The organism is Acidovorax sp. JMULE5 (assembly GCF_013376875.1).
GTDB lineage: Bacteria > Pseudomonadota > Gammaproteobacteria > Burkholderiales > Burkholderiaceae_C > Acidovorax > Acidovorax facilis.
Genome location: NZ_CP035951.1, coordinates 1443360 through 1459179 on the forward strand (window position 1 = coordinate 1443360; position 15820 = coordinate 1459179).

Here is a 15820-nt window from a genome sequence, read left to right on the forward strand (position 1 = left end):
CCGCTCTCGCAGCGCTGTGCGCTGCGGGCAGGGGGACGTAGCCCTCGCGGCGGGGCGGCCCTTGCTCGGCTGCCCCGGCCTGGGGCGTGCCAGTTTCGTGCGCAGCGCCTCGGACCAATGACATGACATTCACTGGACTTTTACTTGACCGGTTGATGCCGCACCTGATCCTTGCGCCCATTGCGCTGCCCCTGCTCACGGCCGGGCTCATGCTGCTGCTGCGCGAAGAGCGCCAGCGCACCAAGGTCACGCTCAACATCACCTCGACCTTTCTGGGCCTGGTGGTGGCCGTGCTGCTGCTGGTGCAGGCCAAGGACCCGAACCTGCCCGGCGGCCTGGGCGTGTACCTGCCCGGCAACTGGCCAGCGCCCTTTGGCATTGTGCTGGCCATCGACCGGCTCTCCGCGATGATGCTGGTGCTGGCCAGCACCGTGGCGCTGGCCACCGTGCTGTTCTCGGCGGCGCGCTGGCACCGCGCGGGCGTGCACTTTCACCCGCTGTTCCAGTTCCAGCTCATGGGGCTGGCCGGTGCCTTCCTCACCGCCGACCTGTTCAACCTGTTCGTTTTCTTCGAGATCATGCTGGCAGCCTCCTACGGCCTGCTGCTGCACGGCTCGGGCCGCCCGCGCGTGTCAGCCGGGCTGCACTACATCGCCATCAACCTCGCGGCCTCCTCACTGTTCCTGATTGGCGTGTCGATGCTGTATGGCATCACCGGCACGCTCAACATGGCCGATCTGGCGCAGAGCATTGCAGGCATTGCGCCTGCAGACCGGGGCCTGCTGCATGCGGCGGCGGCCATCCTGGCGGTGGCTTTTCTCATCAAGGCCGCTGTGTGGCCGCTCAATTTCTGGCTGGTGCCCGCCTACAGCGCAGCCACGGCACCCGTGGGCGCGCTCTTTGCACTGATGACCAAGGTGGGCGTGTACAGCGTGTTGCGGCTGTGGACGCTGCTCTTTGGCGCCGAGGCCGGTGAATCCGCCCAGTTTGGCAGCCAATGGCTCATCGGCGGGGGCATGCTCACCATGGCCTTTGGCGCTATCGGCATGCTGGGGTCGCAGCGGCTGGGGCACCTGGCGGGCTACAGCGCCATCCTGTCGTCGGGCACGCTGCTGGCGGCCGTGGGCTTCGGGCAGAACCTTCTCACGGCCGGGCTGCTGTACTACCTGCTCAGCTCCACGCTGGCCGTGAGCGCACTGTTCCTGCTGGCCGACCTGATCGACCGCTGGCGCAACGATGGCTCGAACCTCGCCCCCTACGAGCAGACGGACGATGCGCCGTTTCTGTCGGCCGACCTGGTACCCCGCGAGGGCATGAACCTTGACGACCAAGAGGAGGCGCTCATCGGCCAGGTCATCCCTGCGGCGGCCGCGTTCCTGGGGCTGGCCTTCATGGCCTGCACGCTGGTCATCGCGGGCCTGCCGCCCCTGCCGGGTTTTGTGGGCAAGTTCGCCATGATCCATGCCTTGCTCAATCCCCTGGGGCTCGGGGCTTCTGCCGGGTTCCACCTCGGCGCTGCAGGCTGGACGTTGGTGGCACTGCTCGTAGGCTCTGGCCTGCTCGCGCTGCTGGCGCTCACGCGTGCGGGCATACGCCACTTCTGGGCAGCGCACGACCGCACATCCCCCAAGCTGCTGGTGCTGGAGGGCTTGCCCATTGCCTTGTTGCTGGGCGCCTGCGTTGCGCTGGCCTGGCAGGCTGGGGCCGTGATGCGCTACACCCAGGCCACGGCTGACGCGCTGCACGCGCCCGCCGGGTATGTGCGCGCCGTGATGACGGCCAACCCTGTACCCAACCCTCCCAAGCCTTCCGCCATACAGGGGGGCGCCCAGCCATGAAGCCAGAGCCCCAACCCACCGCCACATCGCCCCGGCCCCTCAAGCGGCTGGTGCCCGCGCCCCTGCTCTCGCTGGCGCTGCTGGGCCTGTGGCTGCTGCTCAACCGCAGCCTGAGTGCCGGGCATTTTGTGCTGGGTACCGTGCTGGCGCTGGCGATCCCGCTGCTCACGGCCGGGCTGCGGCCGCTGCCCGTGCGTGTGCGCAAACCCGGCGCCGTGCTGCGCCTGGCCTTCACGGTGGTGGCCGACACCACCCGTTCCAACCTGGCCGTGGCGCGCCTGCTGCTGGCGCCCGGCCGCAGGCGCCACCCTGCCGGGTTTGTGCACATCCCGCTCGACGTGCGCGACCCCAACGCGCTGGCCGTGCTGGCGATGATCGTCTGCATCACCCCCGGCACGGCCTGGGCCGAGCTGTCGCTGGACCGCAGCGTGCTGCTGCTGCATGTGCTGGAACTGGACGACGCGGCCACCGTGATCGCCGACGTGAAGCGGCGCTACGAAGCCCCTTTGATGGAGATTTTTGAATGACCCCGATACTGGATTGGGCCCTTCCCATCGCCCTGTTCATGCTGGCCCTGGCCATGGGCTGCGCGCTGATCCGCCTGCTCAAGGGCCCCTCCGCACAAGACCGGGTGCTGGCGCTCGACTGCATGTACCTGAGCGGCATGCTGGTGATGCTGGTGCTGGGCCTGCTGTATGGCAGCAAGAACTACTTCGAGGCCGCGCTGCTGCTGGCGCTGTTCAGCTTTGTGGGCAGCATGGCCATGGCCAAGTTCCTGCTGCGTGGCGAGGTGATCGAATGACCGAAGCCGCTACCACTGCCGCCGCCGTGCTGCCGCTCTGGCTTGAAATCATCGTTGCCGTGCTGGTGCTGGCGGGCGCCGGGCTGGCCCTGCTGGGCTCCACCGGCTTGCTGCGCCTGCCCACGTTTTTTGAACGGGTGCACGCGCCTGCCATCATCGCCACGCTGGGCTGCTGGCTGATCATGCATGGCACGGTGCTGTACTTCTCGGTGGCCGACCGCAGCCTAGCGCTGCATGCGCTGCTGATCGCCGTGTTCGTGGCGATCACGGTGCCGATCATGTCGATCTTCTTGATGCGCGCGGCACTGTTCCGCGCGCGGCAGATGGGGCTGAATGTGCCGCCCAGCCTGAGCCAGCCCAAGGCGCCTGCAGACGCCAAAGACTCCTGATTTGATAGCTGCCTGCAAATGATGGACGAGCGCAGGCAGCCATTTTGATTACTATTTTTGGCCTGAAGATCCGAAGCCGCCGCCGCCCGGCGTGTGGATTTCAAACACATCGCCCGGCAGCATCTCGGCCTGGCCGATGTGGTCCAGCAGCTCCACCCGACCATCGCTGCGCACCACCTTGTTGATACCCACAGCGCCCGGCTGGCCGCCCGCCATGCCAAACGCGCCATGGTGGCGGCCGTTCGACAGGATGCTGGCCGTCATCGGCTCCAGGAAGCGCACACGGCGCACGCCGCCGTCGCCGCCTTTCCACCGCCCGGCGCCGCCCGAGCCCTTGCGAATCTCGTAGCCCTCCAGCCGCACCGGGAAGCGGAACTCCAGCACCTCGGGGTCCGTGAGGCGCGAGTTGGTCATGTGGCATTGCACGACGCTGGTGCCTGCAAAGCCGCCAGTGAGCTGCCCGTTGGCATCCCACACGCCGCCCGCGCCGCTGCCCCCCGAGATGGTCTCGTAGTACTGGTAGCGCGTGCTGCCAAAGGTGAAGTTGTTCATGGTGCACTGCCCCGCCGCCATCAGGCCCAGTGCGCCGTACAGCGCATTGGTGATGCAGGTGGAAGTCTCCACATTGCCCGCCACCACCGAAGCTGGCGGGTTGGGGTTGAGCATGCTGCCGGGCGGGATGATGACGTTGAGCGGCTTGAGGCACCCGGCGTTGAGCGGAATGTCGTCATCCACCAGAGTGCGGAACACATACAGCACCGCCGCCATGCACACTGCCGTGGGCGCGTTGAAGTTGTTCGTCTGCTGCGCGCTGGTGCCGGTGAAGTCGATGGTGGCGCTGCGGCTCGCTGCATCCACCTTCACGGCCACGCTGATCTGCGCGCCGTTGTCCAGCGGCAGAGTGAACGCGCCGTCCTTCAGGCGCGTGATGACACGGCGCACAGATTCTTCGGCGTTGTCCTGCACATGGCGCATGTACGCCTGAACGACGTCCAGCCCAAACTCGCCCACCATGCGGCGCAGCTCCTGCTGGCCCTTCTCATTCGCTGCGATCTGCGCGCGCAAATCGGCCATGTTCTGCTGCGGGTTGCGCGATGGATATTCGCCGCTTTCGAGCAGCGCAATCATCTCCGCCTCGCGCAGCACGCCGCGCTCCACCAGCTTCACGTTGTTGATCTGCACGCCCTCTTCCTCGATGCGCGTCGAGAACGGTGGCATGGAACCCGGCGTGGTGCCGCCCACATCGGCGTGGTGGCCTCGGCTACCCACATAGAACGTGGGCTCGGCCTCGTTGGCGATGTAGACCGGCGTGATGACCGTGATGTCCGGCAGGTGCGTGCCGCCGTGGTACGGGTCGTTGAGCACGAACACGTCGCCGGGCTGCATCTTGCCCGCGTTCTCACGGATCACGGTCTTGATGCTCTCGCCCATCGAGCCCAGGTGCACGGGCATGTGCGGCGCATTGGCAATGAGGTTGCCAGCGGTGTCGAACAGCGCGCAGCTGAAGTCGAGGCGCTCCTTGATGTTCACCGAGTAGGCCGTGTTCTGCAGCTGCAGCCCCATCTGCTCGGCAATGTTCATGAACAGGTTGTTGAACACTTCCAGCAGCACCGGGTCCACCGTGGTGCCCACGGCGTGCTGCACGGCACGCGCCACGCGGCGGTTGAGCAGCAGGTGGTCCAGGTCAGTCAGCTGCGCCTCCCAGCCGGGCTCGACGATGGTGGTGGCGTTCTTCTCGGCAATGATGGCCGGGCCGGGGATCACGTCGCCGGGGCGCAGATCCTCGCGCACCACCAGCGCGGCGTCATGCCAGGCCGCTGCACCGTCCACGCCACCGGTGTACATGCGCACGGTGCTGCGGCGCGGCACCTCGCGCGCGGGCTGCAGCGCGTGGCGCGGCTCCACGGGCGCATCGCCGGGCACCACGGCCTCGACCGATATGGCCTCCACCACCAGGCCCTTGCCCTGCATGAGGAAGGCAAAACGTTGGCGGTAGGCGTTCTCGAATGCGACGGTGATTTCGGCCAGCGAGCCGAATGGCACGATGAGCGCCGAGTCGCTGCCCTCATAGCGCACATGCACGCGGCGGTGCACCAAGGCTGTGCCCGCGCCCACCTGCTGGCGCTCCAGCTCGGTGCGCGCGGTGGTGGCCAGTTGGTCCAGCGTGGCTTCGATGCCTGCCAGCGCATCGGGCACCAGCTTGGTTTCCACGGCCTGTTCGCGGATCACGTTCTGGTCCGCCAAGCCCATACCGTAGGCGCTGAGCACACCTGCGAGCGGGTGCACAAACACGCGCGTCATGCCCAGCGCATCGGCCACCAGGCAGGCATGCTGGCCGCCCGCGCCGCCAAAACATTGCAGGGTGTAGCGTGTCACGTCGTAGCCGCGCGCCACGCTGATCTTCTTGATCGCATTGGCCATCTGCTGCACGGCGATCTGGATGAAGCCATGGGCCACGTCTTCTTGCGAGCGGCCGCTTTGCACCGCCAGCTGCGCAAACTTCTGCCCCACCACATCGCGGTCAAGCGCTTCGTTGGCTGCATGGCCAAACACCTTGGGGAAGTGCGCGGGCTGGATCTTGCCCACCATCACGTTCGCATCCGTCACGGCCAGCGGGCCGCCCCGGCGGTAGCTGGCAGGGCCGGGGTTGGCGCCCGCGCTTTCGGGGCCTACGCGGAAGCGCGCGCCGTCAAAGCCGAGGATGGAGCCGCCGCCCGCAGCGACGGTATGGATGCTCATCATGGGCGCACGCATGCGCACGCCCGCCACCTGCGTCTCGAACTCGCGCTCGAACTCGCCCGCGTAGTGGCTCACATCGGTGCTGGTGCCGCCCATGTCAAAGCCGATGACCTTGTCGTGGCCCGCGAGCCCCGCAGTGCGCGCCATGCCGACAATGCCACCTGCGGGGCCCGAGAGGATCGCGTCCTTGCCCTGGAACACCTGCGCATCCGTCAGCCCGCCCGACGACTGCATGAAGAACAGTTTCACGCCCGGCATCTCGCTCGCCACCTGGTCCACGTAGCGGCGCAGGATGGGCGAGAGGTAGGCATCCACCACCGTAGTGTCGCCCCGGCTCACCAGCTTCATCATGGGGCTGGTGGCGTGCGATGCGCTGACCTGCGTGAAGCCCGCCGCGCGCGCAATGCGGGCGGCAGCCTCTTCGTGTGCGGTGTAGCGGTAGCCATGCATGAACACGATGGCCGCGCTGCGCAGGCCTGCGTCATAAGCGGCCCACAGGCGTTCCTTGAGGTGGGCTTCGTCCAGCGGCTCGATCACCTCGCCCCGTGCGCCCACACGCTCCTGCGCCTCGATCACACGCTCGTACAACAGCTCGGGCAGCAAGATGTGGCGGTCGAACAGACGCGGGCGGTTCTGGTAGGCGATGCGCAGCGCGTCCTTGAAGCCCTTGGTGGTGATGAGCAGCGTGGGCTCTCCCTTGCGCTCCAAGAGCGCGTTGGTGGCCACGGTGGTGCCCATCTTCACGCACTCCACCAGTGCGGGCGTCACGGGCTCGCCGGGCTTCAAACCGAGCAGGTGGCGGATGCCTGCGACAGCCGCGTCCTTGTACTGCTCGGGGTTCTCGGACAACAGCTTGTGCGTGACCAGCGTGCCGTCCGGCCGCTTGCCCACCACGTCGGTGAAGGTGCCGCCCCGGTCGATCCAGAACTGCCAGCGGGACATGGGTGAAACTTGGTGGGACATGAATAACTATCTTTTTGATAGCCACCAGCGCTTATCAGATAAGCGCTAGAGCGTGGTTTTGTTCAAAATTCTGCGCCGATCAAAGGGATGCCGCCGAGCGCGCCGCCTGGTCGTACATGCCCGAGAGCACACGCAGCAACCGGGCCAGCTCGCCGATGTCGCGGTTGAGCGCATCGTCGGCTTTCAGGGCGTCGATCAGGCAGCTCTCGCGGATCTCGCGGTAGCGCTGCACGTAGGCACGGCCCACATCGGTGGCAGCGTAGGTCACTTCCTTGCCGTTCTTTTGCGAGGCCACGACGCCCAGGTTCTGCAGCTTTTTCAGCGCGTAGTTCACCAGGTGCGTGTCTTCCACATTCATGATGAAGCAGATGTCGGCCAGGCGCTTGTCGCGCGCGCGGTGCGTGACATGGTGCAGAACCACCACGTCGAGCGGCGTCAGATCCTTGAGTCCCGCCGCCGCCATGCAGTGCACCACCCAGCGGTGGAACGCATTGCCCGCCACGATGAGGCCGAACTCGAACTCGCTCATCTCCGCGCTCTGCGCCGATACCAGGTGCGCCGACGACACGATGGGGCCGGAGTCGGCTTTGGGTGGAAGCACGGACTTGGCCTTGGGCTTGGCGTCAGATTTCATGGCGGGTTCGGGCCTGCGGGTTCTGTCATTGGCACGGGATATGCATGGGGCATTGTAGGCAAGTCGATGGTAATTTGTTGGCAATTTGTCAGCGTTTAGGCAAAACACCTATCGCAATTTGACCGACTTCCGATACATTGATTTGTTACATCCAACCCTGCGGAGCAATATCCATGAAGCGTCGAATCTTCCCCGTGACCGCACTCGCCCTGACCCTGGCTGCGGGCCTTGCCGCCACTTCCACTTTTGCGCAAACGAAGTGGGACCTGGCCGCCGCCTACCCCGCCACCAACTTCCACACCGAGAACATGGTGCAGCTGGCCGGCGACGTGGACAAGGCTACCGGCGGCAAGCTCAAGATCACGGTGCATGCCAACGCCGCACTGTTCAAGGCCCCCGAAATCAAGCGCGCCGTGCAAGGCGGCCAGGCGCAGATGGGCGAGATCCTGCTGGCCAACTTCCAGAACGAGTGGCAGCTGTTTGGCGTGGACGGCCTGCCCTTCCTGGCCGACAGCTACGACGCCTCCAAGAAGCTCTACGCTGCGCAAAAGCCCTTCCTCGAGAAGAAGCTGGCCGAACAAGGCATGGTGCTGCTGTATGCCGTGGCCTGGCCTCCGCAAGGCATCTACACCAAGAAGCCCCTGGCCTCGGCCGCCGACCTCAAGGGCATCAAGTGGCGCGCCTACAGCCCCGCCACCGCCCGCATTGCCGAGCTGGTGGGTGCACAGCCGGTGACAGTGCAGGCCGCAGAGTTCTCGCAGGCCCTCGCCACGGGCGTGGTCGAATCGACGATGACCTCGGGCGCCACCGGCGTGGACAGCAAGCTATATGAGCACCTCAAGTTCTACTACGACACCCAGGCCTGGCTGCCCAAGAACGCCGTGCTGGTGAACAAGAAGGCCTTTGACGCGCTGGACAAGCCCAGCCAGGACGCCCTGCTCAAGGCCGGTGCCGACGCCGAAGCACGCGGCTGGGCTGCCAGCGCCAAGGTCAATACCGACACCATCGCCAAGCTCAAGGCCAATGGCATGGCGGTAGAAGCGCCGCCCGCCGCACTGAAGGCCGACATGGCCAAGGTCGGCGACACCATGCTCAAGGAATGGCTGGACAAGGCCGGCCCCGAAGGCAAGGCCCTGATCGACGCCTACCGCAAGTAAGCCCAGGCGCCTTCGCAAATGCGTCGTCTGCTGGACTTTCTGTACGACAGCGCCGCCGCCCTGGCGGCGCTTTTTATGGTCGGCCTGCTGGGCATGGTGTTGCTGTCCATCGCCAGTCGGCAGTTCCACTTCCACGTGCCGGGCACCGATGCCTATGCGGGCTATCTGATGGCCGCAGCAGGTTTTCTGGCGCTGGCGCACACCTTGAAGCGCGGGGAACACATACGCGTCACGCTGCTGCTCAACTTCCTCAAGGGCGGCGCGAAAAAGGCGTTTGAGATCTGGGCGCTGGGTATTGCCACGCTGCTGGCTGCCCTGTTTGCTGCCTACAGCTGCAAGCTGGCCTGGCAGTCGCACGAGTTCCACGACATCTCCACGGGCAGCGATGCCACGCCGCTGTGGATTCCGCAGATCGCCATGGCCGTGGGCACGGTGATTCTGGCCATCGCCTTCATCGACGAGCTGGTGCTGGAGGTGATGGGAAAACGCGCCGACACCACATCCGGCGAAGCGCTGCGCAACGAATAGACCAGGACTACCAACACCATGAGTGATCTCGCCATTACCGGCCTGCTGGTCCTGTCTCTGTTCCTCATCCTGGGCAGCGGCGTGTGGATCGGGCTCACCCTCTCGGGCGTAGCCTGGATCGGCATGCAGCTGTTCTCGTCGCGCCCAGCGGGCGACGCGATGGCGGTAACGATCTGGGGCAGTGCCTCCAGCTGGACCTTGACCGCCCTGCCCCTGTTCATCTGGATGGGGGAAATCCTGTTTCGCACGCGGCTGTCGCAAGACATGTTCAAGGGCCTGGCGCCCTGGGTGCAGGCCCTGCCGGGCCGCCTGCTGCACACCAACGTGGTGGGCTGCACGATTTTTGCCGCCGTTTCGGGGTCGAGTGCCGCCACCTGCGCCACCATTGGCAAGATGACGCTGCCCGAGCTCACGCGGCGGGGCTACCCTGAGCACATGGTGGTGGGCACGCTGGCCGGGGCCAGCACGCTGGGCCTCTTGATCCCGCCGTCGATCATCATGATCGTCTACGGCGTATCGGCCGAAGTGTCCATCTCGCAGCTGTTCATCGCGGGCGTGCTGCCGGGCATTCTGCTGGCGGCCCTGTTCTCGGGCTACATCATGGTCTGGGCGCTGCGCCACCCCGACCAGGTGCCCGCCGCCGACGTGCGCCTGACCTTTGCGCAAAAGCTGGCCGAGTCGCGCAGCCTGATCCCCGTGGTGCTGCTGATTGCGGCGGTGCTGGGCAGCATCTACACCGGCTTTGCCACCGCCACCGAGGCAGCGGCCGTGGGCGTGGTGGGGTCGCTGGTTCTCTCGGCCGTGCAGGGCTCGATGAGCTGGAGCACCTTCAAGGAATCGCTGATGGGCGCAACGCGCCTGTACTGCATGATTGCGCTGATCCTGGCCGGTGCCGCGTTTCTCACGCTATCGATGGGCTACATCGGTCTGCCGCGCCACCTGGCTGAATGGATTGCGTCGCTCGGGCTGAATCAGGGGCAGCTCCTCGTCGCGTTGGCCGTGTTCTTCATCATCCTGGGCTGCTTCCTGGACGGCATCTCCATGGTGGTGCTCACCATGGGCGTGCTCATGCCCACCGTGCAGGCTGCGGGCATCGACCCCATCTGGTTCGGCATCTTCATTGTGCTGGTGGTCGAGATGGCGCAGATCACACCGCCCGTGGGCTTCAACCTGTTCGTGCTGCAAGGCATGACCGGCCGCCAGCTGCCCTGGATTGCCAAGGTGGCCCTGCCCATGTTCCTGCTGATGTGCGCGGCCGTGGCGCTGCTCTATATCTTCCCCGGCATCGTCACCTGGCTGCCGCAGCAGATGGCGGCGCGCTGAGCCGCCGGCATACGAAACGGGTGTGGTCCAGACCAGGGCCACTCCGTTTTGCTCTTTTGGGGGAAGGCGCGAAGCGACCCAGGGGGACTTCATTTGCTGTGACAATCCCCCCATGCTCAATGTTCTGGCCATCTGCATCGGCGCCTGTGTGGGCGCACTGGCGCGCTGGCGCCTGGGCCTGTGGCTCAGCCCGGGCTGCTTGATTCCCTGGGGAACCTTGGCAGCCAACCTGGTGGGCGGTTATCTCATCGGCGTGTGTGTGGCTGTTTTTCACGCCCTGCCCCAGATCGATCCCGTCTGGCGGCTGGCCTTGGTCACGGGTTTTCTGGGCGCACTCACCACGTTCTCCAGCTTCTCGGCCGAGGTGGTTGAAATGCTGATGGTGCAACGCTACGCCATGGCCCTGGGAACCACAGCACTGCACCTGTTCGGGTCGCTATGCCTGACGGCGCTTGGCATACAAAGTGCTTCATATTTCATAGCAGCCCGCGCATTGTAGACTTGCCCAAGGGCCCATTTTTCTCTACACCTCATCCTCCATTGCATTACGCTGCCCAAGCCGGTGGCCGCAGCATTCGCCCCACCCCTTTTCCCCCTACAGACCGACACGAAGAGTCTCTTATGGACGCCAACACCCAACTCAACGAACGCCGCCTGGCCGATGCCTGGGCGGAACTGCAGAACCACGCAGTCAACGGCAACCCCTTGCACGCAGACGCTTATCGCCTCGCGTTTGCCGACCCGGAATTCCTGTTCCGCCGCGAGACACGCGGCATCCGCTTTCAGCTGGAAATGCTCAAGCCCGACCTGGGCCAGGCCGAGCAAGGCATCGAGAACACCGTGGTGGTCTACGGCAGCGCCCGGTTTGTGGCACCCGACGAGGCCGCAGCCCAGTTGGCCGAGGCCGAGGCCAGTGGCGACGAGGTGCGCCTGCAGCGTGCCCAGCAGGCCGTGCGCAACGCCCGCTACTACGACCTCGCCCGCCAGTTCGCCAAGGTGGTGGCGGAATACAGCGAGCACCAGCGCCCCGCAGACCGCATCTACATCTGCACGGGCGGCGGCCCCGGCATCATGGAGGCCGCCAACCGGGGTGCCCACGAAGCCGGTGCACTGAACGTCGGCCTGAACATCGCCCTGCCCCATGAGCAAAGCGGCAATCGCTTCATCTCGCCCTCGCTCTCCTTCAAGTTCCACTACTTCGCGCTGCGCAAGATGCACTTCATGATGCGCGCCAAGGCATTGGTGGCCTTCCCGGGGGGTTTTGGTACGCTGGACGAACTGTTTGAGGTGCTCACGCTGGTGCAGACCAAGAAGGCCAAGCCGGTGCCCATCGTGCTGTTTGGCACCGACTACTGGAGGCGGCTGATCAACTTCGAAGTGCTGGTGGAAGAAGGCACGATCTCCGCCCAAGACCTCAAGCTCTTTCACTACACCGACGACCCGCAAGAGGCGTGGGAGCTGATCAAGTCGTTCTACCAGCTGTAGGCATTTCTTCGCCTACTGGCTCCGCACGGCAAGCGGCACTCAGCCCGGCCCCTGCCCCGGCTGTTTTTTCTCGCCCCCGATGCGCCACGCCAGCCGGGCGCCGCCCAGGCCTGCGGCGCCCACCCCCCAGAACAGGCCGCTCACGCCAATCACCGCCCCGGCCGATCCGAACATCAGGGGCATCAGCACGCTGGATGCGTTGATGGCCATGAGGCGCAGACCCAGCGCTTCGCCCTGGCGATGTGAGGGCGTGATCTGGTGCAGCAGGCTCATCACCATGGGCTGCCCCGTGCCCAGCACCAGGCCCAGCAACACCGAGCACAGCCCCATGGCCCAGGCGCTTTGCAGCATGGGGTACACCGCAAACAACACGGCCGTCACCAGCATGGCGCCGGCCATTACGCCCCGCTCGCGCAAGTGCTTGGCCACAAAGGGCATGAGCACGCGGATCACGGTGGCCGCAATCGCAAACGCCCCGAAGATGGTGCCAATGACCGCAGCCGACAAGCCGCGCTCATGCCCCAGCAGCGGCACCGCAAAGGCATGCACATCCCAGCACGACGAGATGAGCCAGTTCACGATGAGCAGGCGGCGAAACGGTGGGTCGTTCAGCAGATCCCACGCGCGCTGTGGCGGGCCATCTTTGGCGGAGGCTGCAGCCGCAGCGGGCAAATCCTGCGTGCTGCGCACACACCACCAACTGACCAGGGGCAGCAACGCCAGCAACGCAAAGGCCGCGCGGTAGCCTTCCAGGCTGCCCGGGGTGGTACCCGCATGGTCGATGGCCAGCCCCGCCGCAAATGGGCCGATGAAGTTGGACACCGCCGGGCCGATGGACAGCCAGCTGAACACCTGCTTGAGTTCGGTGGCGTCATGCACGGCGCGGCCCGCGTGGCGCTGCACGGCAATGGTGGCGCCCCCTGCGCCCGCCCCTGTCATCAAGGCCGCAACGCACAAGACCGCATAGGTCGGAAACACCACCGCCAGCCCTGCGCCCATGCACGCCACAGCCACCGAATAAGCCATCGGCCGCTTCAGGCCATGGCGGTCTGCAAACCGGCCCGCAGGAAGGGCCAGAAACACCTGGGTGAGCGCGAACAGCGCCACCAGAAACCCCACTGCCGCCACGCTGTAGCCCTCGCGCAGCGCGAGCAGGGGCGCGGCCAGCCGCATGCCAGCCATGCTGCCGTGCACACAGATCTGCGCGGCAATCAGCCGGGCCAGTGCCCAGTTCACAGCGGATCGTCCTCAGGGTCCAGCCCCGGCAACGGCACGGTGGTGGCCCCTGGCGCGGGCAGGTCCTGCACATCCCGCAGGCGCTTCTGGATGGCGCGGGTGCGCACGCCCACCTCGTCAAACTTCTTGGCGGCGGCGTCGATGGATTTTTTGGTGGCCTCGACCACATCGCCAAACTTGGCGAACTCGGTCTTGACCATGCCCAGAAGGCTCCACACTTCTGACGAGCGTTTTTCAATCGCCAGCGTCTTGAAGCCCATCTGCAGGCTGTTGAGCATGGCGGCCAGATTGGCCGGGCCGGTGATCATCACGCGGCAATCGTTCTGCACGGCCTCGACCAGGCCGGGGCGGCGCATGACCTCGGCAAACAGGCCTTCGGTGGGCAGGTAAAGCACGGCAAAGTCGGTGGTGTGCGGGGGCGAGACGTACTTGGCGAAGATCTTCCTGGCTTCGAGCTTGATCGAGGTCTCGAACGCATTGCCTGCAGACAGGATGGCGGCCTTGTCGGCCGCGTCCTGCGCATCCATCAGGCGCTGGTATTGCTCCACCGGGTACTTGGAATCGATGGGCAGCCACACGGGGTGCTCGTCGCTTTTGCCCGGCAGGCGGATGGCAAATTCCACCAACTCATCGCTGCCTGGCACGGTCTTGACGTTGCGCGCGAACTGCTCGGGGGTAAGCACGTTGTCGATGATGGCGCCCAGCTGCATTTCGCCCCAGGTACCGCGCGACTTCACGTTGGTCATCACGCGCTTCAAGTCGCCCACGCTGCCCGCCAGGGTCTGCATCTCGCCCAGGCCCTTGTGCACTTGTTCGAGCCGGTCGCTCACCAGCTTGAAGGATTCGCCCAGGCGCTGCTCCAGCGTGGCGTGGAGCTTTTCGTCCACCGTGCGGCGCATTTCTTCGAGCTTGGTGGCGTTGTCGGCCTGGATGGCGGCCAGGCGCTCGTTGAGCGCGGTGCGCAGTTGTTCGGCGTTGTGCTGGCTGCCCTGCACCAGCCCGGTGAGCTGCTGCGACACCGCGTCTTGCAGCACCGCAAACTGGTTCTTGATCTGAAAGCTGTTGGCTTCGAGCTGGTCTTTGAGCGCTTGCGACATCACCCCCAGCTGCGACTGGGTGTCGCTCTTGAGCGCATCGAGCGTGAGGCGCGTGGCTGCGTCCAGGGCCGTGAGGCGCTGCGCCAGCCGCGCCTCGAACACGCCAAAGGCGGCCAACAGCTCGGCACGGCCGTTGCGCGATTCGGCCACCGCCTGCGTCAAACGCTCATCGACCGCGTGGCGCAGCCCCTCCAGCGTGGTCTGCGTGGTTTGGGTGAAGCCGCGCAGTTGCTGGCCCATGCCATCCAGCGCGCCATCGTTCTTGGCCACGGCCAGCTGGGTGGCCTGGGTGGTGCGCTCCAGTGCCTGCAGGCGGGCCAGCCATTCGGGCGGCAAATCCACGCGGGGGCGACGCAGCGCCAGCAGCGCGAGCGCGATGAACACCAGGGCCAGTGCGGCCAGCAGAACGAGGGTATCGGTAGTCAAGGAAGGATTACTATGGTTTCGATAGCTGCTAGCGCTTATCTATCAAGCGCTAGCGGCCAATTTCTCTTAATAAATCCGGCGTTACTGCGCCCGCAGGCCGGGCACGGGCTGGTTCACCGGAGTAAGGGGGGCACGCCCGCCCAAAAAGGCGATCAGGTTGTCCGCCGCCAGGTTGGCCATGGCGCGGCGCGTGGGCACCGTGGCGCTGGCGATGTGGGGCGTGAGCACCACGTTGGGCACGGTGAGCAGATCGGGGTGCACGCTGGGCTCACCCTCAAACACATCCAAGCCCGCCGCGGCAATGCGGCCTTCGCGAAGCGCCACGGCCAGCGCCGCGTCGTCCACAATGCCGCCGCGCGCAATGTTGATCAGGGTGGCCGTGGGCTTCATCAGCGCCAGCTCGGCCGCGCCAATGGTGTGGTGCGAGGCTGCGCTGTACGGCACCACCAGCACCACATGGTCGGCCGTGCGCAGCAAGTCTTCCTTGCCCACGTAGGTGGCCTTGCATTCGGCTTCCAGGTCAGCCGACAGGCGCGAGCGGTTGTGATAAACCACCTTCATGCCAAAGCCGTGCGCGCCGCGCTTGGCGATGCCCTGCCCGATGCGGCCCATGCCGATGATGCCCAGCGTGCTGCCGTGGATGTCGCTGCCCGCGAACATGTCGTAGCTCCACTTCGTCCACTTGCCAGCGCGCAGGTAATGCTCGCTCTCGGTCATGCGGCGCGCCGTGGCCATCAAGAGCGCAAAGCCAAAGTCGGCCGTGGTCTCGGTCAGAACGTCGGGGGTGTTGGTGCCCAACACCCCCGCCGCCGTCATCGCGTCCACATCAAAGTTGTTGTAGCCCACGGCCATGTTGGCGCAGATCTTCAGGCGCGGCGCCGCAGCCAGCAGCGCCGCGTCGATACGCTGGCTGCCGGTGGTGAGCACGCCGTCCTTGTCGGCCAGGCGCGCGGCCAGCTCGGCCGGGGTCCAGATCACGTCGTCGGGGTTCGCTTCTACGTCGAAATGCTCGCGCAGGCGGTCCACGATGTCGGGGAAGATCGCTCGCGCGACCAGGATGCGGGGTTGGCTCATATTGCTATTTCCAATCAATTGGGTGGAGATCACCGCACGTAAAACGGGCATGCACCAATACCAGGGCCGCCGAGCAGAGCTGCAGCGAGGGCGGCGTCCCCCTTCCCGCAGCGCGCAGCGGTGCGAGAG

14 protein-coding genes are annotated in these 15820 nt (G+C 65.8%); 9 read left to right on the forward strand and 5 right to left on the reverse strand.

Features of this window, described 5'->3' with window-relative positions; genetic code table 11:
* Nucleotides 1-155 precede the first annotated feature (155 nt).
* Genes EXV95_RS06515 through mnhG form a run of 4 tightly spaced genes read left to right on the forward strand, consistent with a single transcriptional unit; the run spans nucleotide 156 to nucleotide 3029 of the window.
* Complete coding sequence (locus EXV95_RS06515) at nucleotides 156-1838, forward strand: monovalent cation/H+ antiporter subunit D (protein ID WP_176886256.1); 1683 nt, start codon at nucleotides 156-158, stop codon at nucleotides 1836-1838.
* Nucleotides 1835-2365 carry a Na+/H+ antiporter subunit E gene (locus EXV95_RS06520; protein ID WP_176886257.1) on the forward strand — a complete coding sequence of 177 codons (531 nt, stop codon included), beginning with the start codon at nucleotides 1835-1837 and terminating at the stop codon, nucleotides 2363-2365. The genes EXV95_RS06515 and EXV95_RS06520 overlap by 4 nt, the downstream gene beginning before the upstream one ends.
* Complete coding sequence (locus EXV95_RS06525) at nucleotides 2362-2640, forward strand: K+/H+ antiporter subunit F (RefSeq protein ID WP_055402533.1); 279 nt, start codon at nucleotides 2362-2364, stop codon at nucleotides 2638-2640. Before EXV95_RS06520 ends, EXV95_RS06525 begins: the two co-directional genes overlap by 4 nt.
* Nucleotides 2637-3029: a monovalent cation/H(+) antiporter subunit G gene (gene mnhG / locus EXV95_RS06530; protein ID WP_176886258.1), complete on the forward strand. Its 393-nt coding sequence runs from the start codon at nucleotides 2637-2639 to the stop codon at nucleotides 3027-3029. The genes EXV95_RS06525 and mnhG overlap by 4 nt, the downstream gene beginning before the upstream one ends.
* A 51-nt stretch (nucleotides 3030-3080) precedes the next feature.
* Here the strand turns inward: mnhG and EXV95_RS06535 are convergent, their stop codons facing one another.
* Both EXV95_RS06535 and EXV95_RS06540 read right to left on the reverse strand, forming a co-directional pair.
* Nucleotides 3081-6731, reverse strand: coding sequence for a hydantoinase B/oxoprolinase family protein (locus EXV95_RS06535; RefSeq protein WP_176886259.1), 3651 nt, complete (start codon nucleotides 6729-6731; stop codon nucleotides 3081-3083).
* Between the two features lie 79 nt (nucleotides 6732-6810).
* Nucleotides 6811-7365, reverse strand: a complete 555-nt coding sequence (locus tag EXV95_RS06540; protein WP_176886260.1) for a winged helix DNA-binding protein — start codon at nucleotides 7363-7365, stop codon at nucleotides 6811-6813.
* Between the two features lie 173 nt (nucleotides 7366-7538).
* Here EXV95_RS06540 and EXV95_RS06545 point away from each other — a divergent pair, with 173 nt between their 5' ends.
* The 5 genes from EXV95_RS06545 (at nucleotide 7539) to EXV95_RS06565 (ending at nucleotide 11858) form a co-directional block, all read left to right on the forward strand.
* Entirely contained in the window at nucleotides 7539-8522 is a 984-nt protein-coding gene (locus EXV95_RS06545) for a TRAP transporter substrate-binding protein (RefSeq protein WP_176886261.1), read from the forward strand.
* Between the two features lie 18 nt (nucleotides 8523-8540).
* Nucleotides 8541-9050: a TRAP transporter small permease gene (locus tag EXV95_RS06550; RefSeq protein ID WP_176886262.1), complete on the forward strand. Its 510-nt coding sequence runs from the start codon at nucleotides 8541-8543 to the stop codon at nucleotides 9048-9050.
* 18 nt (nucleotides 9051-9068) lie between these two features.
* Complete coding sequence (locus tag EXV95_RS06555; RefSeq protein WP_176886263.1) at nucleotides 9069-10373, forward strand: TRAP transporter large permease; 1305 nt, start codon at nucleotides 9069-9071, stop codon at nucleotides 10371-10373.
* Nucleotides 10374-10485: 112 nt separating this feature from the next.
* Nucleotides 10486-10872 (forward strand): fluoride efflux transporter CrcB, encoded by a 387-nt coding sequence (gene crcB / locus EXV95_RS06560; protein ID WP_176886264.1) that lies wholly within the window; start codon nucleotides 10486-10488, stop codon nucleotides 10870-10872.
* Nucleotides 10873-10994: 122 nt separating this feature from the next.
* Nucleotides 10995-11858 (forward strand): TIGR00730 family Rossman fold protein, encoded by an 864-nt coding sequence (locus EXV95_RS06565; RefSeq protein WP_055402549.1) that lies wholly within the window; start codon nucleotides 10995-10997, stop codon nucleotides 11856-11858.
* Between the two features lie 39 nt (nucleotides 11859-11897).
* Here the strand turns inward: EXV95_RS06565 and EXV95_RS06570 are convergent, their stop codons facing one another.
* The 3 genes from EXV95_RS06570 to EXV95_RS06580 all read right to left on the reverse strand — a co-directional run bounded on the left by EXV95_RS06570 (nucleotide 11898) and on the right by EXV95_RS06580 (nucleotide 15691).
* The gene (locus tag EXV95_RS06570) at nucleotides 11898-13094 is read right to left on the reverse strand and encodes an MFS transporter (protein WP_176886265.1); all 1197 of its coding nucleotides are present in this window, start codon (nucleotides 13092-13094) and stop codon (nucleotides 11898-11900) included.
* Nucleotides 13091-14617 carry a DNA recombination protein RmuC gene (rmuC, locus tag EXV95_RS06575; protein WP_176886266.1) on the reverse strand — a complete coding sequence of 509 codons (1527 nt, stop codon included), beginning with the start codon at nucleotides 14615-14617 and terminating at the stop codon, nucleotides 13091-13093. The genes EXV95_RS06570 and rmuC overlap by 4 nt, the downstream gene beginning before the upstream one ends.
* Nucleotides 14618-14698: 81 nt before the next feature.
* Nucleotides 14699-15691 (reverse strand): D-glycerate dehydrogenase, encoded by a 993-nt coding sequence (locus EXV95_RS06580; RefSeq protein ID WP_176886267.1) that lies wholly within the window; start codon nucleotides 15689-15691, stop codon nucleotides 14699-14701.
* Nucleotides 15692-15820: the final 129 nt, after the last annotated feature.

Coding starts and splice junctions, on each gene's coding strand:
- EXV95_RS06515 (WP_176886256.1), top strand. CDS start 156: ATGCCGCACCTGATCCTTGCGCCCATTGCGCTGCCCCTGCTCACGGCC.
- EXV95_RS06520 (WP_176886257.1), top strand. CDS start 1,835: ATGAAGCCAGAGCCCCAACCCACCGCCACATCGCCCCGGCCCCTCAAG.
- EXV95_RS06525 (WP_055402533.1), top strand. CDS start 2,362: ATGACCCCGATACTGGATTGGGCCCTTCCCATCGCCCTGTTCATGCTG.
- mnhG (WP_176886258.1), top strand. CDS start 2,637: ATGACCGAAGCCGCTACCACTGCCGCCGCCGTGCTGCCGCTCTGGCTT.
- EXV95_RS06535 (WP_176886259.1), bottom strand. CDS start 6,731: ATGTCCCACCAAGTTTCACCCATGTCCCGCTGGCAGTTCTGGATCGAC.
- EXV95_RS06540 (WP_176886260.1), bottom strand. CDS start 7,365: ATGAAATCTGACGCCAAGCCCAAGGCCAAGTCCGTGCTTCCACCCAAA.
- EXV95_RS06545 (WP_176886261.1), top strand. CDS start 7,539: ATGAAGCGTCGAATCTTCCCCGTGACCGCACTCGCCCTGACCCTGGCT.
- EXV95_RS06550 (WP_176886262.1), top strand. CDS start 8,541: ATGCGTCGTCTGCTGGACTTTCTGTACGACAGCGCCGCCGCCCTGGCG.
- EXV95_RS06555 (WP_176886263.1), top strand. CDS start 9,069: ATGAGTGATCTCGCCATTACCGGCCTGCTGGTCCTGTCTCTGTTCCTC.
- crcB (WP_176886264.1), top strand. CDS start 10,486: ATGCTCAATGTTCTGGCCATCTGCATCGGCGCCTGTGTGGGCGCACTG.
- EXV95_RS06565 (WP_055402549.1), top strand. CDS start 10,995: ATGGACGCCAACACCCAACTCAACGAACGCCGCCTGGCCGATGCCTGG.
- EXV95_RS06580 (WP_176886267.1), bottom strand. CDS start 15,691: ATGAGCCAACCCCGCATCCTGGTCGCGCGAGCGATCTTCCCCGACATC.